Source organism: Enterococcus sp. DIV0755f (genome assembly GCF_051713725.1).
Taxonomy (GTDB): domain Bacteria; phylum Bacillota; class Bacilli; order Lactobacillales; family Enterococcaceae; genus Enterococcus_D; species Enterococcus_D casseliflavus.
Window position 1 is genome coordinate 16322 of the sequence record NZ_JBIOQL010000001.1, and the last position, 19533, is coordinate 35854.

Annotated in this window: 21 protein-coding genes and 1 other annotated feature; of the genes, 16 read left to right on the plus strand and 5 right to left on the minus strand. The window is 45.8% G+C overall.

Translation table 11 applies throughout. From position 1 onward, the window contains the following. Nucleotides 1-56 precede the first annotated feature (56 nt). Complete coding sequence (locus tag IGI73_RS00075) at nucleotides 57-1679, minus strand: ABC-F family ATP-binding cassette domain-containing protein (protein WP_005226380.1); 1623 nt, start codon at nucleotides 1677-1679, stop codon at nucleotides 57-59. Nucleotides 1680-1887: 208 nt separating this feature from the next. On the opposite strand from IGI73_RS00075, the gene IGI73_RS00080 reads away from it, so the two are divergent. Further along, entirely contained in the window at nucleotides 1888-2706 is an 819-nt protein-coding gene (locus IGI73_RS00080; protein WP_016608938.1) for a ZIP family metal transporter, read from the plus strand. A 55-nt stretch (nucleotides 2707-2761) separates the two neighbouring features. On the opposite strand, the gene IGI73_RS00085 is transcribed toward IGI73_RS00080, so the two are convergent. Beyond that, on the minus strand, nucleotides 2762-2965 hold the full coding sequence (locus tag IGI73_RS00085) for a hypothetical protein (RefSeq protein ID WP_010748476.1): 204 nt from the start codon (nucleotides 2963-2965) through the stop codon (nucleotides 2762-2764). A 150-nt stretch (nucleotides 2966-3115) separates the two neighbouring features. On the opposite strand from IGI73_RS00085, the gene IGI73_RS00090 reads away from it, so the two are divergent. Further along, nucleotides 3116-3517: a DUF4809 family protein gene (locus tag IGI73_RS00090; RefSeq protein ID WP_010748477.1), complete on the plus strand. Its 402-nt coding sequence runs from the start codon at nucleotides 3116-3118 to the stop codon at nucleotides 3515-3517. A 103-nt stretch (nucleotides 3518-3620) separates the two neighbouring features. Here IGI73_RS00090 and IGI73_RS00095 read toward each other — a convergent pair whose 3' ends face one another. Beyond that, entirely contained in the window at nucleotides 3621-4865 is a 1245-nt protein-coding gene (locus tag IGI73_RS00095; RefSeq protein ID WP_005226389.1) for a glutamate-5-semialdehyde dehydrogenase, read from the minus strand. Further along, entirely contained in the window at nucleotides 4862-5677 is an 816-nt protein-coding gene (proB, locus tag IGI73_RS00100; protein WP_005226390.1) for a glutamate 5-kinase, read from the minus strand. Before proB ends, IGI73_RS00095 begins: the two co-directional genes overlap by 4 nt. A gap of 189 nt (nucleotides 5678-5866) precedes the next feature. Between proB and IGI73_RS00105 the strand changes: the two genes are divergently transcribed. From IGI73_RS00105 to IGI73_RS00160, 12 genes are all read left to right on the plus strand, one after another. Continuing rightward, nucleotides 5867-6376, plus strand: coding sequence for a hypothetical protein (locus IGI73_RS00105; protein WP_010748479.1), 510 nt, complete (start codon nucleotides 5867-5869; stop codon nucleotides 6374-6376). A 44-nt stretch (nucleotides 6377-6420) separates the two neighbouring features. Further along, nucleotides 6421-7791 (plus strand): DNA repair protein RadA, encoded by a 1371-nt coding sequence (gene radA / locus IGI73_RS00110; protein ID WP_005226394.1) that lies wholly within the window; start codon nucleotides 6421-6423, stop codon nucleotides 7789-7791. A gap of 155 nt (nucleotides 7792-7946) precedes the next feature. Beyond that, nucleotides 7947-9086, plus strand: coding sequence for a PIN/TRAM domain-containing protein (locus IGI73_RS00115; RefSeq protein ID WP_428207044.1), 1140 nt, complete (start codon nucleotides 7947-7949; stop codon nucleotides 9084-9086). 169 nt (nucleotides 9087-9255) lie between these two features. Continuing rightward, the gene (gltX, locus tag IGI73_RS00120; protein WP_016608945.1) at nucleotides 9256-10713 is read left to right on the plus strand and encodes a glutamate--tRNA ligase; all 1458 of its coding nucleotides are present in this window, start codon (nucleotides 9256-9258) and stop codon (nucleotides 10711-10713) included. Further along, nucleotides 10710-10908, plus strand: a binding site (T-box leader). Its footprint overlaps the gene before it by 4 nt. Before the next feature lie 65 nt (nucleotides 10909-10973). Beyond that, nucleotides 10974-11510 carry a serine O-acetyltransferase EpsC gene (gene epsC / locus IGI73_RS00125; protein WP_026008130.1) on the plus strand — a complete coding sequence of 179 codons (537 nt, stop codon included), beginning with the start codon at nucleotides 10974-10976 and terminating at the stop codon, nucleotides 11508-11510. After that, entirely contained in the window at nucleotides 11503-12915 is a 1413-nt protein-coding gene (gene cysS, locus IGI73_RS00130) for a cysteine--tRNA ligase (protein ID WP_128488539.1), read from the plus strand. Before epsC ends, cysS begins: the two co-directional genes overlap by 8 nt. Beyond that, nucleotides 12912-13334 (plus strand): Mini-ribonuclease 3, encoded by a 423-nt coding sequence (locus tag IGI73_RS00135; RefSeq protein ID WP_428207043.1) that lies wholly within the window; start codon nucleotides 12912-12914, stop codon nucleotides 13332-13334. Before cysS ends, IGI73_RS00135 begins: the two co-directional genes overlap by 4 nt. Continuing rightward, nucleotides 13300-14139 (plus strand): 23S rRNA (guanosine(2251)-2'-O)-methyltransferase RlmB, encoded by an 840-nt coding sequence (gene rlmB, locus IGI73_RS00140; RefSeq protein ID WP_081116706.1) that lies wholly within the window; start codon nucleotides 13300-13302, stop codon nucleotides 14137-14139. Before IGI73_RS00135 ends, rlmB begins: the two co-directional genes overlap by 35 nt. Then, nucleotides 14136-14654 (plus strand): NYN domain-containing protein, encoded by a 519-nt coding sequence (locus tag IGI73_RS00145; RefSeq protein WP_010748486.1) that lies wholly within the window; start codon nucleotides 14136-14138, stop codon nucleotides 14652-14654. The genes rlmB and IGI73_RS00145 overlap by 4 nt, the downstream gene beginning before the upstream one ends. A gap of 95 nt (nucleotides 14655-14749) precedes the next feature. Next, nucleotides 14750-15313 carry a sigma-70 family RNA polymerase sigma factor gene (locus tag IGI73_RS00150; protein ID WP_015508689.1) on the plus strand — a complete coding sequence of 188 codons (564 nt, stop codon included), beginning with the start codon at nucleotides 14750-14752 and terminating at the stop codon, nucleotides 15311-15313. Between the two features lie 87 nt (nucleotides 15314-15400). Beyond that, on the plus strand, nucleotides 15401-15646 hold the full coding sequence (locus IGI73_RS00155) for a Veg family protein (protein WP_005226417.1): 246 nt from the start codon (nucleotides 15401-15403) through the stop codon (nucleotides 15644-15646). Nucleotides 15647-15707: 61 nt separating this feature from the next. Continuing rightward, complete coding sequence (locus tag IGI73_RS00160; protein WP_010748489.1) at nucleotides 15708-16160, plus strand: GNAT family N-acetyltransferase; 453 nt, start codon at nucleotides 15708-15710, stop codon at nucleotides 16158-16160. Nucleotides 16161-16255: 95 nt separating this feature from the next. On the opposite strand, the gene mscL is transcribed toward IGI73_RS00160, so the two are convergent. Then, entirely contained in the window at nucleotides 16256-16702 is a 447-nt protein-coding gene (mscL, locus tag IGI73_RS00165; protein WP_005226421.1) for a large conductance mechanosensitive channel protein MscL, read from the minus strand. A gap of 161 nt (nucleotides 16703-16863) precedes the next feature. Between mscL and yfmF the strand changes: the two genes are divergently transcribed. Then, nucleotides 16864-18132 (plus strand): EF-P 5-aminopentanol modification-associated protein YfmF, encoded by a 1269-nt coding sequence (gene yfmF, locus IGI73_RS00170; RefSeq protein WP_438759000.1) that lies wholly within the window; start codon nucleotides 16864-16866, stop codon nucleotides 18130-18132. Beyond that, entirely contained in the window at nucleotides 18125-19423 is a 1299-nt protein-coding gene (gene yfmH, locus IGI73_RS00175) for an EF-P 5-aminopentanol modification-associated protein YfmH (protein WP_428207041.1), read from the plus strand. Before yfmF ends, yfmH begins: the two co-directional genes overlap by 8 nt. The last annotated feature ends 110 nt before the right edge of the window (nucleotides 19424-19533 follow it).

Consider the following 19533-nt stretch of genomic DNA (forward strand, 5'->3'; position numbering starts at 1 on the left):
CTCCAGTTGCAGCCTTGGTGGCGGGCAACTGGAGCGTTCTTTTTTTCAAAAGCAGCTTATTGATTCATTTCTGCTACGCGTTTTTGGACATCTTTGTTTTCTAAGAATTCATCGTAGGTCGTTTCGGCACGATCCACCACGCCTTTGCTAGAGACCGCAATGATACGGTTCGCAAGGGTTTGAATAAATTGGTGGTCATGAGAAGCAAACAACAATGAGCCGGTGAAGGCCATCAAGCCATCGTTTAATGCGGTGATCGATTCTAAGTCCAAGTGATTGGTTGGATCATCCAATACCAATACGTTGGCTTTTGAAAGCATCATTTTCGACAACATGCAGCGAACTTTTTCGCCCCCGGAAAGAACATTGACGGGTTTTAATACTTCGTCACCAGAGAATAACATGCGACCTAGGAAGCTGCGCAAGAAGGTATTGTCGTCTTCTTCTTTGCTTGCGTATTGACGCAACCAATCAACGATCGGGGTATCCGTATCAAATTCGCTGGTCGTATCTTTTGGCAAGTAGGCATGCTGCGTGGTCACGCCCCAACGAACACTACCTGTATCAGGAGTGATTTCCCCCATGATGACTTTGAATAGCGTCGTGGTGGTGATATCGCTATTGGCAACAAAAGCGACTTTGTCGTCTTTATTCAAGGTGAAAGAGATATTGTCTAAAATCTTTTTGCCGTCGATCGTCACACTGACATTGTCGACTTGCAGCAAGTCATTCCCGATTTCACGTTCTGGTTTAAAACCGACAAACGGGTAACGGCGAGACGAAGGTTGAATATCATCAAGAGTGATTTTATCCAACATTTTTTTCCGAGATGTTGCTTGTTTGGATTTTGATGCATTGGCACTAAAGCGTGCGATAAAGTCTTGCAGTTCTTTGATCTGCTCTTCTTTTTTGGCATTTGATTGGGATTGTAATTTCGCAGCTAATTGGCTTGATTCCAACCAGAAATCATAGTTGCCGACAAACAATTTGATTTTGCCGAAGTCTAGATCGGCCATATGGGTACAAACTTTATTTAAGAAGTGGCGGTCATGGGAAACAACGATGACGGTGTTGTCAAAGTTGATCAGAAACTCTTCTAACCAGTTGATAGATTGGATATCCAATCCGTTGGTAGGCTCATCTAGGAGCAAGACGTCTGGCTTACCGAAAAGGGCTTGTGCCAGTAAGACTTTCACCCGTTGACCAGCAGTTAGATCTTTCATCAAGACATGATGCAATTCATCGGGAATGTTCAAGCCTTGCAAAAGAACAGCTGCTTCGGGCTCTGCTTCCCAGCCATCAAGTTCCGCAAATTCGCCTTCTAGTTCGGCGGCACGAATCCCATCTTCATCAGAAAAGTCTTCCTTCATGTAGATCGCGTCTTTTTCTTTCATCACTTCGTAGAGACGTTTATGGCCCATGATGACCGTTTCGATCACTGGAAACTCTTCGTAATCATAGTGGTTCTGCTTCAAGACAGCCATCCGTTCATCAGGACCTAAAGACACATTCCCGGTTGAAGGTTGGATCTCACCAGATAAAATTTTTAAAAAAGTTGATTTACCAGCACCATTTGCACCAATCAAACCATAACAATTACCAGGCGTAAACTTAATATTAACATCATCAAACAGTTTGCGGTCTGAAAAATGCAAACTTACATCACTTACTGTAATCAATTCTTTTCCTCACTTTATATAAATTGACATGGAGTCTCCTAGCATTATAGCGATGAATGTTGAAACTTTCAAGTAAAGCCGAGGATTTCATCAGGAAAGGCTTAGGGCTGGTGAAAGAAAAATTTTGGCTGCTGCTGCCTTCCTAGTAGAACCTGACGGCTTCCTATGCTAGAGTATTGGTAGAATAGTTAGACAAAGGAGCAGACGAATGGTGGATTGGTTGGTTGGATTGTCGCCATGGCAGCAAGCGTTGGCGGGGACGATCTTTACGTATGGTATGACGGCGCTTGGGGCAGCGCTAGTCTTTTTCTTCAAAGAAATCAATAAAAATGTCCTGAATACGATGCTGGGGTTTGCCTCTGGCGTGATGATCGCTGCTAGTTTCTGGTCGTTATTAGATCCTGCGATCGCACGAGCCGAAGAAAATGGCGACATTCCGTGGCTTGTGGTCAGCATCGGGTTTGGTTTGGGTGGTTTGTTTCTATATGCAGCAGATAAGACGCTCCCGCATATGCATTTTGGTCCGAATCATGAAACAGAAGGTTTGCCCAGTCATTTGAAGCGAACGATCTTGCTGGTCTTTTCCATCACGCTGCATAATATCCCAGAAGGCTTGGCGGTAGGGGTAGCGTTTGGGGCGGCGGCTAGTGCCGATGATCCGCGAGCAGCGATCTTAGCGGCGCTTTCGGTAGCGATCGGGATCGGGATCCAAAATTTTCCAGAAGGCGCAGCCGTTTCGATCCCCTTGCGCCAAGAAGGGTTAAGCCGAACCAAAGCCTTTATGTACGGGCAAGCGTCAGGGATCGTAGAACCGATCGCCGGTGTGATCGGAGCTTTGCTAGTAACGAGTATGTCCGCTGTCTTGCCGTATGCGTTGGCTTTTGCAGCGGGTGCTATGATCTATGTAGTGGTGGAAGAATTGATTCCAGAAGCGCAGCAAACCTTGTCTAGTCGCCGCCATTTTGCGGTCTTTGGCGTCATGCTAGGCTTTATCTTAATGATGGTTTTAGATGTAGCATTAGGCTGATCGATAAAAAAACACCTGACTTTCCAAACGTCAGGTGTTTTTGATTTACTTGTAATTAACGATAATATTTTCTTGGCTTTTGGCGAATCGATGTTAACCAGCGAACGATCAAAACGGCTAGCAGCAAAGGAATCCCGAAACGGAAGACCAATCCGATCAACCCACCAATAATGCCTAATACAACGGATAAAACAAGGGATGCTGCGATTAAAACTGCCACGACAGTAACGATTCTTCCTAATAAACTTTCTGTATTCATTGTGACTCCTCCTAGACTTTTTTTCTTATCCCTAGCATAACAAGAAAGAAAAAGAAACACATCCAACTTAAGACGGAATAATTGCTCCGCCGTGCGCCATAGGTTTGTGATAAACTAAACATGAATGAATCATGAAAGGAGTCAAAAAGAATGAATGCAGAAATTCTCACGAGCCAAGTCATCACAGAAGGAGGGTGCAATGCCTGTTTGCCTTATGAACTCAATACCTTCACGCTGCAGCTGCCGGATGGTCGTAGTTTTTCGTTAGAAAACTTGGATGCTGCTGCATTGGTGATGCCAATTGCCCAGATCAATCAGTGGCAGACGCGCTTATTATTAGAAGAAGACGAAGGATTGATCTATCAAAAAGGAACGCAAGAAGTAATTTTCGTAGAGGGCAGCCGTCAGGATACGTTTTCCAGCAAAGGACAGACGATTTCTTGTCCGAAAAAGAGTTGCGAAGCTGACGTCTTTGCCACAACCAATCGAGTGCTGACAGAATTGTTTGGCATCGAACCGATTTCCTTCGTTCTGCGGGCTGCACAAGCATAAGAGGACGAAAAAAAGCCGCTTGCGCATGTACCGACCTTTTAAAGTTAGCTTTTTAGTCTAACTATTGGAAGTCATGACAGCAAGTGGCTGTTTTTTCGTATCGTTACTTACGGATCTGGCCTTCGCCATAAATAATGTATTTGGTAGAAGTCAGTGCTTCTAACCCCATTGGCCCACGGGCATGGAGTTTTTGCGTCGAGATGCCGATCTCGGCACCAAAGCCAAACATAAAGCCATCGGTGAAACGGGTCGAGGCATTGACGTAAACCGCCGCCGCATCAACTTCTTTCAAGAAGCGTTGGGAAGCGAAATAATCATCGGTGATGATCGCTTCGGAGTGCTTCGTATTGTAGCGATTGATGTGAGCAATGGCTTCTTCTAGCGAAGCCACCACTTTGATCGCTAAGATATAGTCTAAAAACTCGGTTGCCCAGTCCTCTTCAGTGGCAAGCTGTGCATTGTTCAAAAACGCCAATGCTTTTTGATCCCCTCGCAATTCGACTTGATCGGCAAACTGCTTTTCTACCATAGGCAAAAACTCCGCTGCCACTGCTTCATGGACGAGGATCGTTTCGATGGCATTGCAGACAGAAGGGCGTTGAGTCTTTGCATTCGTGACGATCGCCAGTGCCATCGGCAGCTGGGCTGCTTGGTCGATGTAGATATGATTGTTGCCGGTGCCGGTTTCGATCACTGGCACCGTGGCGGTCTCTTTGACACGACGAATCAAGCCGGCGCCTCCCCGAGGGATCAAAACATCCAAGTAATCTGTCAGCCGCATCAGCTCAGCCGCTGTTTCGTGGCTCGTGTCTTCGATAAACTGGATCGCATGGCGGGAGTGTCCATTGGCAGCTAAAGCCTCTTGTAAAATAGTCACGAGGACTTGATTGGAGTGGAAGGCTTCCTTTCCACCACGCAAAATCACGGCATTTCCTGATTTGAAACACAGACTAGCTGCGTCAGTGGTGACATTAGGGCGGGCTTCGTAGATGATGCCGATGACCCCTAAAGGCACTCGTTGTTGACCAATCAAAAGATCGTCAGCATTGCGCCACATTTTATCCACGGCACCGATTGGGTCGGGCAATTGGGCGACTTCTCGGATGCCGTTAGCCATCTCGGTGATCCGTTGTTCTGTCAGCAACAGTCGATCCAGCATCGTCTGGCTGGTTCCTTTGGCTTTTGCGGCGGCTAGATCTTGTTGATTAGCAGCTAAAATCGTCTCGGCAGCTTTTTCTAAAGCATCGGCCATCGCTGCCAGTAGGTGGTTTTTTTCACTGGCACTCAGTAAGCTTAATGTCTGGGCGCTTGCTTGAGCTTGTTGACCGATCGTTTGCAAGTTGCTCATTGCTCATCCTCCGTTCGTTGATAAAAGTGGGTGCCGACAGGTTCCCCTGCGAGCAAGTCAAAAATAATTTTCGGCTGCTTGCCGTTAGCCAGCAGCATGTGACTGTTCAAGTCTAAGATACGTTGGGCGGCTTTTAGTTTACTGGTCATACCGCCGGTTCCATAAGGACTGCCTTTTCCCGTAGCTTGTTCTAAAAGTTCTGGGGTGATTTCATTGATCTCGGAATACAAAACGGCCTCAGGATCATTCAGCGGATTGGCGGAATAAAAGCCGTCGATATCAGAAAGCATGATCAAAAGCTCGGCTTTCGTCAACTGAGCGACGATCGCTGACAGCTGGTCATTGTCGCCGAATTTGGTGAGATGATCCAATTCATCCACTGCTACCGTGTCGTTTTCATTAATGATCGGGATGATCCCCATCGTAAGTAATTGCTCTAAGGTGTTGCTAACGTTTTGACGGCTTTGGGGAAATTCGATGATGTCTCTGGTCAGCAGGATCTGTGCAGTCTGCTGGCTATAGCTTTGAAAACGCTGGTTGTAGATCGTCATCAGTTCCGATTGGCCAACGGCGGCCACGGCTTGCTGCTGCGGGATCTCCACGGGTCGTTCTTTCAAATTCAACTTGTTCATGCCAACACCGATCGCACCAGAAGAAACTAAGATGATTTCTTTGCCTTGGTTTTGCAAAGCTGCTAAGACAAAGGCTAATTCATCGATGCCAGCTAGATTGATGGCACCATTGGGATAAATCAACGAGCTGGTGCCGATTTTTACAACGATTCGGTTTTTGTTTGAAAGATCTGCGCGCATATGCCACCGCCTATTTTTTGATATTTTTTCTATTGTACTCGCAAACGGGCGTTTCGTCATGTCCTTTTTTCTTTTTGGTCTATTTTTAAACGAAGAAATTGTAAAGACTTTTCGATAATTGTGTTTTCCATGAAGAAAATAGTTCTTCCTATGCTAAAATAGCTATATGTTTTATTATTGGAGGAACCCATGAAATTACGAGGATTTGAAATTATTACAGCATATAAAGAAAAAAGCATCACCTTGCCTCAACGTGCCACCCATCATGCGGCTGGTTACGACTTTGAAGCAGCGGAAGAAATCGTGGTGCCAAGCATTTGGAAAGCGGGCGTGATCGACGGGGTCAAAGCGCTTTTTGCGAAAGAGACCGCAAAACAGTTGAAGCCAACCTTGATTCCCACGGGGATCAAAGCCTATATGGGGGAAGACGAGTATTTGCAGCTGACAAATCGTTCCAGCAATCCTTTGAAACGTTTCTTAGTCTTGACGAATGGTGTCGGCGTCATCGACAGCGATTACTATGACAATCCAGATAATGAAGGGCATATCATGTTTCAGTTTACCAATTTCGGCCCCACAGATGTCGTCATTAAAAAAGGCGAACGGATCGGCCAAGGAATTTTCTTGCCGTTCTTAAAAGCTGATCAAGATACAACCACTGCCAGCCGAACCGGCGGCTTTGGCTCCTCGAATCAGTAAATCCTGCCTGGGGGTCTGTTTGATAGAAGTAGTGGAGGAGATCAATGGCAAAAAAAGCAAAAAGTCAATTTGTCTGTCAAAATTGTGGGTATAGTTCCCCTAAATATTTAGGGAAATGCCCCAATTGCGGCAGCTGGAATTCAATGGTGGAAGAAGTGATCCAAGAAACCGCCGATCGTCGAGTGCGTACGACATTGACGGGGCAAAAGATGCAGCCGACGAAAATCGCCGATGTCGTACCGAAAAAAGAACCGCGAGTCCAAACGAAACTCGCTGAGTTGAATCGCGTCTTAGGCGGCGGCGTGGTCCCAGGCTCCTTGATTTTGATCGGTGGGGATCCAGGGATCGGAAAATCGACGCTGCTCTTGCAAGTTTCCCAGCAATTAGCAGCGATCGGCGGGACGGTCTTGTATGTGTCAGGAGAAGAAAGTGCCGAACAAATCAAAATGCGGGCGCAGCGCTTAGGCGCCATCGACACAGAATTTTATCTCTATGGGGAAACGGACATGTCAGAGATCAGTAAAGCGATCGAAAACATCCGCCCAGATTATGTGATCATCGATTCGATCCAAACCATGACCCAACCGGATATCACCAGCGTGGCAGGCAGTGTCAGCCAAGTGCGAGAAACGACCGCAGAATTGCTGAAAATCGCCAAAACCAATGGCATCGCCATCTTTATCGTTGGCCACGTGACGAAGGAAGGCTCGATCGCAGGACCGCGGATGTTGGAGCATATGGTGGATACCGTCTTGTATTTCGAAGGCGAAAAGCACCACAGTTTTCGAATTTTGCGAGCCGTCAAAAACCGCTTTGGGTCCACCAATGAGATCGGGATTTTTGAAATGGAAGAAGGCGGGTTGAAAGAAGTCGCCAATCCGTCACAAGTCTTTTTGGAAGAACGCTTAGAAGGCGCAACTGGATCGGCGATCGTAGTGGCAATGGAAGGCAGTCGGCCAATCTTGGTGGAGATCCAAGCACTGGTCACGCCAACGATGTTCGGCAATGCCAAACGCACGACGACGGGGCTAGACTTCAACCGCGTCTCACTGATCATGGCGGTTTTAGAAAAACGGGCAGGCTTGCTGCTGCAAAATCAAGATGCCTACTTAAAAGCAGCCGGCGGGGTCAAATTAAATGAACCTGCGATCGATCTAGCGATCGCTGTTAGTATCGCGTCTAGCTACAAAGAAAAAGGCACCAGCCCGACGGAGTGTTTTATCGGTGAAATTGGCTTGACGGGTGAGATTCGCCGAGTCAACGCGATCGAGCAACGGGTCAAAGAGGTGCAAAAACTAGGTTTTACGAAAGTTTATTTGCCGAAAAATAATCTGACTGGCTGGCAGCCGCCCAAAGGCATCGAAGTCGAAGGCGTGTCTACCTTAGCCGAAACCTTGCGGAAAGTCTTCCGTTAAAGTGGAGTCAATGCAAGAGCAAGGGGCAATCGCCTCTCCTCGTGCCCTGACGCTGCTGATTCATTCGTTTGAACCAACCGACCGACAGCCGTTGACTGGCGGAAGGAGCCGGATTTTTGAACAAAAGAAACTTACTGGAGTATGGAGGAACATGTATGCAGAAACGAGTCATTACCGCACTAATGGTACTTGCCGGAGCAAGTCTGGGGATCTCACTGATGCCTATCGCATGGCAAGCCATTGGGCAAACCCAAAATGAATGGCTGAATAATAACATCACTAATAGTTTGCTTGGAGCCCTTATTTTCTTTTTATTATCTTTACTATTAGCGAAATATATTGCAGCCGGTATTCGCAAAATTGAAGAAAAACTAAGTGAATTGAGCTTAACGTATCTCTTGTTTGGCGCAATTGGTTCGATCATCGGTCTGATGATCGGTGTGATCGTGTCGATTCCTTTTTACAATTGGGATATTCCTTTTATCAACGGGATCGCCCCAATCTTAGTGATGGTCCTGTTAGGGTATCTCGGTTTTCAGATCGGGACGACACGGATCGATGAATGGAAAAAAGTCTTTGCCCCGAAAAACAAAAAGGCAGAGCTCCAAGAGCAAGATGAACAGCAGATGCTGGAAAGAAAGATCGCGGACCACTTCCACAAATACAAAATTTTGGATACCAGCGTGATCATTGATGGTCGGATCTATGACATTGCTAAAACAGGCTTTTTAGAAGGCGTCTTGCTGATCCCGAATTTTGTCTTGTACGAATTGCAATACATCGCAGATTCTGGCGATAGTTTGAAACGGGTTCGGGGCCGCCGCGGCTTGGATATTTTGAATGCTTTGCAAAAAGAAGAAGGCATCGCAGTTGAGATGTATGAAGGCGATTTTGAAGACATTTCCGAAGTTGATAGCAAGCTGATCAAGTTAGCGAAGATGCTGGATGGTGTCGTCGTGACCAATGATTACAATCTAAACAAAGTTTCTGAATTTCAAAATGTGCCTGTCTTGAATATCAATGCGTTGGCCAATGCGGTCAAACCAGTGGTGATTCCAGGAGAAAGCATGCACGTCTTAGTGGTGAAAGCTGGCACGGAGCGCCAGCAAGGGGTCGCTTATCTAGATGACGGGACGATGGTCGTGGTGGAAGATGGCCAGCATTACATGAATGAACACATCGAAGTGATCGTCACCAGCGCCTTGCAAACGGCAGCTGGGCGGATGATTTTTGCCAAACCAGCCCATTCTGGTCGCGGCATCGACAACAAAGAAGGATCGAAATCAGAGAAATAATCCTAGGCAGCTGGCGTAAAATATGCCAGCTGCCTTTACTAATTGGGTTATTGATTGTACAATTCAACTTGAGGGTTCTGTTTTTTACGCGGGTCTTTCCCACTAAACTGAACAATAAGCCCCAAGCAGCTTGGCTGGCTTGGAAATCAGATGAAGGAAGAGGAAAACAATGACAAAAGTACGTGTACGTTACGCGCCAAGTCCAACAGGACATTTACACATCGGGAATGCTCGGACGGCTTTATTCAATTATTTGTTTGCTCGTCATAATGACGGTGAATTTATTATCCGAATCGAAGACACCGATCAAAAAAGAAACATTGAAGATGGTGAAAAAAGCCAGCTTGAAAACTTGCAATGGTTAGGAATGGATTGGGACGAATCACCTGAAAATCCAGGAGAATACGGTCCGTATCGTCAATCAGAACGCGGCGATATCTACCAACCACTGATCGATCAATTGCTTGCAAGCAATCGTGCGTATAAGTGTTATTGTACGGAAGAAGAATTGGAAGCCGAACGTGAAGGCCAAAGAGCTCGTGGCGAAATGCCCCATTATGCAGGGAAATGTGCCAACTTAACACCAGAAGAGCAAGCCGAAAAAGAAGCACAAGGCTTGAAACCAGTGATTCGTTTCCGTGTCTCTCGCAATACTGAATACAAATTCCACGACATGGTCAAAGGCGAGATCGTTTTTGAATCAGATAATGTCGGTGGCGATTTTGTCATCCAAAAACGTGACGGTATGCCGACTTACAACTTTGCAGTAGCAGTCGATGACCATCATATGAAAATCACCCATGTGCTGCGTGGAGATGACCACATCGCCAACACACCAAAACAGTTGATGATCTATGAAGCATTTGGCTGGCAAGCACCAGAATTCGGGCATATGACGTTGATCATCAATAGCGAAACCGGGAAAAAATTAAGCAAACGGGACGAATCGATTCTCCAATTCATCGAGCAATATCGTGAGTTGGGTTATCTACCAGACGCTATGTTCAACTTCATTGCACTTTTAGGCTGGTCACCAGTAGGGGAAGAAGAAATCTTCTCTCAAGAAGAATTGATCAAAATCTTTGATCCTGAACGGTTGAGCAAATCACCAGCTGCCTTCGATGCCAAGAAGTTGGAATGGGTCAATAACCAATACATGAAACAAATGGATCTGGATGAATTGACGGCAATGTGCGTCCCTTACTTGGTAAAAGCCGGTCGTATCGAAGAAACATTGACCGAAGAAAAAGCTGCCTGGTTGAAAAAAATCGTTTCCTTGTATCAACCGCAAATGAGTTTTGCGGCACAAATCGTCGACCTTTCGGAATTGTTCTTCGAAGAACACCCTGAATTAGATGATGCAGCCAAAGAAGTCTTAGCAGGAGAAACTGTACCGACGGTTTTAACAGCCTTTAAAGAAAAATTACAGGCGATGCCAGTCGTTGAGGCTGCGGCAGTCAAAGCAGCCATCAAAGAGATCCAAAAAGAAACAGGCATCAAAGGCAAGAATTTATTCATGCCGATCCGCGTGGCGGTCTCAGGCCAAACCCACGGACCAGAACTACCAGATACCGTTGAATTATTAGGGAAAGAAAAAGCCCTTGATCATTTGAATAACGTGTTATAAACACAGCGAATAGACGAAGTACTAGCCGATTTTTTTCAGAGAGACCACGGAAGGTGAGAGTGGTCAAAAAAGGCTAGGAAATGCACCTAGGAGTGGCTTTGGCGCAAGTCAAAGACGAAGCAGCGGACGTTACCCGCTTGAAGGCAGTGCCGAACTGCGAACAAAAGTGGGACCACGCAAAAAAGCGTCTTTTGAATAAGGAAACTTATTTGAAAGACGCTTTTTTCGTATCAAGAAGTTTGGATAAAGTAGGTGAGAAGATGACTTGGTTCAAAAAAGCAATTGCGGCAACAAAAAAACATGATCCATCGGTACGATCAACGTTGGAGATCATCATCACATACCCAGGATTTCATGCCTTGTTTTGGCATCGTTGGTCGCATTTTTTGTTTCAGCATCGCTGGTATTTTTTGGCAAAACTGACGGCCCAGTTTTGGCGTTTCTTGACTGGGATCGAGATTCATCCTGGTGCGCAGATCGGCCAAGGGGTCTTTATCGATCATGGGATGGGCGTCGTGATCGGGGAAACGGCGATCATTGAAGATGATGTCGTCTTGTTTCACGGGGTCACCTTAGGGGGAACCGGTAAAGAGCGGGGCAAGCGTCATCCCACGGTCAAAACCGGTGCGTTTCTCTCAGCCCATGCGCAGATCTTAGGCCCTGTCACGATCGGTGAGCGTGCAAAGATCGGCGCCAATGCAGTGGTTTTGAAGGATATCCCCGCAGAAGCAACTGCTGTCGGAATCCCAGCAAAGATCGTTCGAATCAAAGGAAAGAAGGTTACCCACGATGATTAAAATCTATAATACGCTGACACGAGAAAAAGAAGTGTTTCAGCCATTAGAAGAAAAAAAAGTAAAAATGTACGTTTGCGGACCCACCGTCTATAACTACATCCATATCGGGAATGGCCGCAGTACTGTGTCGTTTGATACCGTACGCCGTTATTTTGAATACCGCGGCTATACAGTGGACTATTTGATGAATTTTACCGATGTCGATGATAAAATCATTCGTGCGGCAAAAGAATTAGGCACGACGGCCCCAGAAGTGGCAGAGCGTTTTATCAACGCCTTCAATGAAGATACCGCAGCGCTGAACGTCAAACCTGCTACGATGAATCCTCGTGTGATGGATCATATCGAAGACATCATTGCCTTTATTGCTGCTCTTGTAGAAAAAGGCTATGCCTATCCAGTCAATGGCGATGTTTATTACCGTACCCGCAAATTTGCTCACTATGGGCAATTAAGCGACCAATCCATCGATGAGCTGGAAGTCGGCGCAAGCCAGCGGACCGGTGAAGAACAAAAAATCAAGGAAGATCCGTTGGATTTTGCTTTGTGGAAAGCGGCAAAAGGCGATGAGATCGCTTGGGAATCTCCTTGGGGAGCCGGTCGTCCTGGCTGGCATATCGAATGCTCGGTGATGGCGACCAAACACCTAGGCGAGACCATCGATATTCATGGAGGCGGACAAGACTTGACCTTCCCGCATCATGAAAATGAGATCGCCCAAAGCGAGGCGAAAACTGGCAAGACCTTTGCCAACTATTGGATGCATAACGGCTATGTGACGATCGGTGAAGACGAAGAAAAAATGAGTAAGTCACTGGGCAACTTCGTCACGGTGCATGAGATGGTCAAAAAAGTTGATCCGCAGGTGCTGCGTTTCTTTTTGGCAACGACCCAATATCGCCGACCAATCAAATACAGTGAGACTACCTTGCATGAAGCACAAACCAACCTGCAAAAATTGCGGACGACCTATGAAAATGCCAAATTCCGCTTGAATAGCAGTCATTATCAAGCCAGCGATGAGGAAGTCCATGCAGCGGTTCTGGAAAAATTTGAAGAACGTTTCGTCAAAGAAATGGACGACGATTTCAACGCGGCTAACGGGATCACTGTGGTCTATGAATTGGCGAAGTGGCTGAACTTAGCTAGCGAAGACCCAGAAACAGATTTGGCTTTATTAGCGGCTGGATTAGCCAAATTCAGCGAATGGCTGACGATTTTCGGGATTTATTTTGTATCCGAAGAATTGCTGGATGAAGAAATCGAACAGCTGATCAATGAACGGATCGCCGCCCGCAAAGCCAAAGATTTTGCCCGCAGCGACCAAATCCGTGATGAGTTGAAAGAACAAGGGATCATCTTAGAAGATACCCCGCAAGGAACCCGATGGAGACGAGAAGCATGAGAGATTATAAACAATTGAATGGTTTGGCATTGGCCTATGTGGGGGATGCGGTCTATGAAGTCTATATTCGCGATTATTTAGTCGCCCAAGGCCAAACCCGCCCGAACCAACTGCACCATATGGCGACCCACTATGTGTCGGCCAAAGCCCAAGCGGCATTGATCCAAAAGATGTTGGATGAAGAGATCCTGTCCGAAGAAGAACATAATTTTTACCGCCGCGGCCGCAATAGTAAAAGCCATACGGGCGCCAAAAATGCCGATGTCACGACGTATCGTATCGCTACTGGCTTTGAATCGCTGATCGGGTATTTGCACCTCACGCAGCAAAAAGAACGCTTAGACGAGCTAATAGACTGGTGTATAAAGAAAGTAGGAGAAGAAGATGCGAGAAAAACCGCAAAGAAAGCGTCCAAATAAAAAAACAGCTGGCCGATCAGAAGCCAGACAAGAAAATAGACCGGATCGCCGCAAAGAAGCCGCTGGAGAAGCCATCGAAGATAATTTTGTCTTCGGCTATCATGCGGTTGCTGAAGCCTTGAAAGAAGGGCGAGGCAACAAGCTGTTTCTTTCCGAAGAAGCACGGGGAGAAAAAATCGATCGTTTGAAAGAAATGGCGCGGGAACAGGCAGTTCCAGTCAAATGGGTGCCAAAACAAAAGCTGGATACGATGAGTGACCAAGGGGTCCATCAAGGCATGATCTTGGCGATCACCCCTTATCAGTATTTGACCTTGGATGAATTGTTGGCCCAAACGAAAGAACAGCCGCTGTATCTGATTTTAGATAATCTAGAAGATCCCCATAATTTCGGCTCCATCATGCGAACCGCTGATGCCAGCGGCGTAGACGGGATCATCATTCCAAAACACCGTGCGGTGGGGATCACGCCGATCGTGGTGAAAACGTCGACCGGCGCAGTGGAACATATCCCTGTGGCCCGCGTGACCAACTTGACCCAAGCAGTCCAGCAGCTGAAAAAAGCTGGTTTTTGGATCTTCGGTACTGATATGAGTGGCAGTGATTACCGCACATGGAATGCCAAAGGGGCGGTCGGTTTGATCATCGGCAACGAAGGTCGCGGCATGGGGGAAGGTTTGAAAAAAGAAGTGGATCAAATGCTGACGATCCCAATGACCGGGCACGTGCAGAGCTTAAATGCCAGTGTGGCGGCAGGATTGTTGATGTATCAGGCCTTTACTAGCCGAAATGGGGCGTCCCAATGAAAACCCCTTTGCTGATCGTGGATGGCTACAATATGATTGGCGCTTGGCCGGAGCTGGTTCTTTTGAAAAATCAGGACCGTTTAGAAGATGCCCGAGAAGCCTTACTGAATCGGCTGTCGAATTATGCAAAATATGAAGGGTTGAAAATCATCGTTGTTTTTGATGCCCAACTGGTGCCTGGTGTGACCCAAAGTTACACCAAATATCAGCTGGAAGTTATTTTTACCGAAGAAGGAGAGACCGCCGACAGCTACATCGAACGAATCGCTGGTGAATTAAACAATCGATTGACCCAAGTCACCGTCGCTACCAGCGATTTAGCCGAACAGTGGGTGATCTTCTCTCAAGGTGCTTTGCGAACTTCGGCACGGGAATTGTACAAAAGCGTGGAAAAAACGGAAAAAGACATCCACGAGCATCAAACCGACTTGCGGTTTGAAAATTTCCGACGCAATTCCCCTTGGTCACCTGAACAATTAGCCGAACTTGAAAAGAAATTGCAAGACCTTAGTTAGGGACAAAGTTGGTCTGGTAAATTAGAAGATGTCCCAGCCATTTATGATACGCTCCTTTTGTAGCAAATGAACCAAAAACAAAAGGAGTGATCTCGATGCGCACAAAGGAAAGACAAGTATCGCACCGTTCAGATAGATTTGAAGAGTTGTTCAGAAAATATCGACCGATCGTTGAGATTTTGCATAAAAAATATTATCTGCGGGATTATGACTTAGACGATTGGCTGCAAGAAGGCAGGATCGTTTTTAATAAGTGTCTAAAGACTTACGATAAGGACAAAGGAACGACCATCGGTATCTTGTTTAAGCGTTCCTTTGAGAACCGTATCTGCAGCCTGTTGCGGGCGCAACATGCCCAAAAACGCAAAGCCCAAGTCGATGCCTGCTCGCTGGAAGAAAAGCTTTTACAAGAAGGCAATCGGTTTTTGACCGATCATAATCGCTGTGCGGAAACTGCAGAGACCTACTTGTTCGTTAATGAATCGTTGGCAGAGTATCCGAAAAGTTTATCGTCTTTAGAACGAATGGTTATAATGAATTATTTAAAAGGATTAGAACTTGATCAGATTGCCGCTCAAGAAAAGCTGCCTTATGAAAAAATAAAAAGCGCTTTCAGTCGCGGTCGGACAAAGTTGATAGCGCTTATCAAGGGTGTTTAACAAAAATCTTATTGAAAGTAGAATTATTTTATGGTAAACTTGAAATTTTCTGCTTTTCGTGGTATGATGATGCTCGAGGTGAATGCGATGCCAACAACTTTAGCTACGATCAAGAAAGATTTAGAAGGCCGTATCGGTAGTGAGATTATGCTAGTTGCTCAGACTGGACGTAAGCGTCAAACTGAACGTCGCGGCGTTTTGACAGAAACTTATCCTTCAGTTTTTGTTGTAGATTTGGATCCAAATGAGAATTCATTCGAGCGGGTTTCTTATAGTTATTCAGATATTTTAACTAGAACTGTTGAGATTGAATTTTTATCAGAAGCTGTTTGAAACAAGAAGAGTTGACACTTTGTTGACTCTTTTTTGGTTCAATAAGATAAGGAGTGATGGGATGGCGTTTTTTCTAAAAGAGTTAGGGGAAATGACTGGGGTGGAGTTTTATCAGCTTGCCCGTTTGCGTACAGCGGTTTTTGTGGTGGAACAAGCGTGTGCGTATCAAGAGATCGATGCGATCGATGCACAAGCCAAACATTTATGGGCCCTTGATGAGGAAGGGCAGATCGTTTCGTACGCCCGTATTTTCCAGCAGGAACAAACGGTGCATTTTGGTCGGGTCATTGTGGCACCAGCATACCGGGGGCAAAAAGAAGGCCATCGTCTGATCAAAGAAGTTTTGCATCGCATTGAGCAGTGTTATCCAGCTTTGCCTATTGAGATCGAAGCACAAGCCCACTTAGAAAAATTCTACGGCCAGTATGGCTTTAAAACCATTACACCGCCTTTTTATGAAGACGGGATCCTGCATGTCGGGATGAAAAAAGAAGCAAGCACAGCGACTCTCTAGCGAGGTTCGCGTGCTTGCTTCTTTTAGCGCTATGATTGATGGATCGGATGAATCCGAATCGCTTCTTTCGACCTTATTGACTAAGAGCCGTTTTTTTATCGGATCGTATCATCCAATGATGTTGGACGTGGATCCACAGTGTTGGCAGGAGGCGTTTGCGCTTTTAGAAGGTCACGAATCTCTTCTAAATAATCCTCTGCAGTGACTTCTGGTACTTCTTCTTCCTCAGGTTGTTGTTTCAGATTGCGTAGTTTGTTGACTGCTTTGACAATCAAGAACAAGACAAATGCGGTAATCAAGAACGTAATAATGGCAGTAATTACGCGGCCGAAATCAAAGACCACATTTTTGGCTGGTTCAAAGACCAAGCCAGAAAAGGCATCTGCGTTACCAAAGAGTGATAAGATCCATGAAACCAATGGTGTCAGCAATCCTTCAACTAAACTAGTGACGATTGCGGTGAAGGCACTCCCGATCACGACCCCGATCGCCAAGTCAATGACGTTTCCTCGTAAAATAAATTCTTTAAATTCTTTAATCATCCTGTATCCTCCCTTCTAAATCTTACTGACAGTATAGCGAAAAACGCGGGATTTATAAAAAAAAACGCTCGCTGCAACAGGTTTGATCAGCGAGCCGAGGAGAAAGTTTGTCAGCTATGCTATAATTGAAGAGATAATTTTGCTTCTAGAAGGGGTGTCACATGTCTATTGAATTAAAAAAAGGTGTTCGGTTAACGGTGCTACCGACCAAAAAGTATAAAACGATCCGTTTTTTCGTTCGATTTACTGCACCATTGCAGGCTGAAATGACCGCCAAACGGACCTTATTGACCAGTTTATTAGAAACGACTAGTTTGGCTTATCCGACACAGACCGCATTTAGCAGTCAGCTGGCAGAGCTTTACGGTGCCAGCTTTGGTATGAATGTCAACAAACGGGGCAATCTGCATCAAATCAATGCAGCGATGTCCTTTGTCAACGGGAAGTACGTGTCAGATGAAGCAGTATTGCCGCAAGCAGCTGCTTTTTTAGCAGAAGTTTTGTTCCATCCGAATGCCCACGAGGAGCAATTTGAAGAAAAGAACTTCACCATCGAAAAGCACAACTTGATCGCCTATATGAACAGCGTGGCAGAAGATAAGCAAGCATTGGCTTCTTTAGGACTGCAAGAGTTGTATTTCGAAAACGATCAGAATCAGAAGTATCCGAGCTTTGGCCGTCCCCAAGACTTAGAAGCTGTGACCGAAAAAGAGCTTTACCAAACCTATCGCTCAATGATGGACAATGATCAAATCGATATTTTCGTGATCGGCGATGTGGTTGAAGCAGAAGTTGCGGCGCTCTTCCAAAACATGGCCTTTACCGATCGGCCAGACCAAGCAATGCCAATCTTTTATCAGCAAGCGGCGGAAAACATCATTCGCGAGAAAATCTTGCGAGAACCAATCATCCAAGCCAAATTGAACTTAGGCTATCATACTGGCGTGTATTATGACCAAGCCGAGCGGATCGCCTTTATGGTCTTCAACGGGTTGTTTGGCGGATTCCCTCATTCAAAACTGTTTATGAATGTCCGAGAGAAAGAAAGTTTGGCGTATTATGCTTCCAGCAGTATCGATACGTTTCGTGGGTATTTGTCGGTCCAAACGGGGATCGATGGCAAAAACCGCGACAAGGTTTTCAAATTGATCGAACAGCAGTTGCAAAGCTTGCAGCGTGGTGAAGTCACCGCGGAAGAACTGGCACAAACAAAAGCGATGTTGAAAAACCAGTACTTGCTTTCATTGGATAACCCACAAGCACTGATCGAAACAGCCTATCTGAATCAGTGGGTACCGAATACGAAAATGACGGAAGATGAATTTATGCAGAAATTGGCACAAGTGACCGTGGCAGATGTCCAAGCATTGGCTCAAAACGTGTCCTTGCAAGCTGTATTCTTCCTGGATAAGGAGACGACCCATGAATAAAAAAGTCTATCAGCAAATCAATGAGACCCTTTATGAAGAAGTATTGCCAAACGGCTTGAAAGTTTATTTGCTGCCAAAAGCCGATTTCCACAAAACTTACGGACTTTTCAGTACGAACTATGGCTCTGTCGACAATCATTTTGGGTTTTCACCCGAAGCATTGCATCGAGTCCCTGATGGCATTGCCCATTTTCTAGAGCACAAACTGTTTGAAAAAGAAGACGGCGATGTCTTTCAAACCTTTGGTCAGCAGGGGGCGTCTGCCAATGCCTTTACTAGTTTCACGAAAACCAGCTACCTTTTTTCGGCAACCGATCAAATCAAGCTGAACCTTGAAACGTTGATCGATTTCGTTCAAGCCCCGTATTTCACAGAAGAAACCGTCGAAAAAGAAAAAGGGATCATTGGTCAAGAAATCCAAATGTATGATGACGATCCAAACTGGCAGCAGTTTTTTGGCATCATCAAAAATCTGTATCCGAAGCACCCCTTGCATATCGATATCGCTGGTACGGTGGAAAGCATTGCGCAGATCACCGCAGAAGACTTGTATCTTTGCTACAATACCTTCTATCACCCAAGCAACATGACGCTTTTTGTGGTAGGCAATATCGATCCTGAAGAAACGATGGCGTGGATTCGGACCAATCAAGCGGCCAAGACCTTTCCAGAAACGCAGGCGATCATTCGTCAGTTTCCTGAAGAAACCTTTGCCGATATTCAAGCAGAATCAAGTCTTACCATGCCAGTAACACGTGCCAAAGGCGTATTAGGGATCAAAGGAGACTTGAACAAACTGCCGAAATCAGGAAGAGAGCTCTTGCGCTTCAAAAATGCGTTGAATCTTTTCTGCCAATTGGTTTTAGGCAATACTTCCGCCAATTATTTGCGTTTGTATGATCAAGGCATCATCGACGACACATTTGGGTTTGAAGTGAACTTGGATCGCGGCTTTTACTTTGCCGACTTCTCGGGGGATTCTGAAGAGCCAGAAAAAATGTTGGCAGAGATCGAAGCGATCGTAATGAATTTCCAGCAAGATCCAGAGATCAATGAAGAAAACTTGACGCTATTGAAGAAGAAAATGCTAGGGAAATATTTCCAATCACTGAACTCATTGGAGTTTATCGCAAACCAGTTTACCCAAAGTTTATTCGGTGAAACGACGCTCTTTGATCTGCCAGAGGTGATCCAATCGATCACTTTGGAAGATGTCCAGCAAGCGGCTCGTTCCTTTATCGATCCCAAAGCGTTTAGTCGTTTTTACATGTATCCAACGGAAAAAGCCTAAGCGAAGGCTAGTTTTGTCAAGCAGCTGTCATCTAAGCGACACTGACTGATTCAAGGAGGAACGCCCAACAGAACAAGGGCTGGCCAACTCCTGAGTCATTCAGTGTTTTC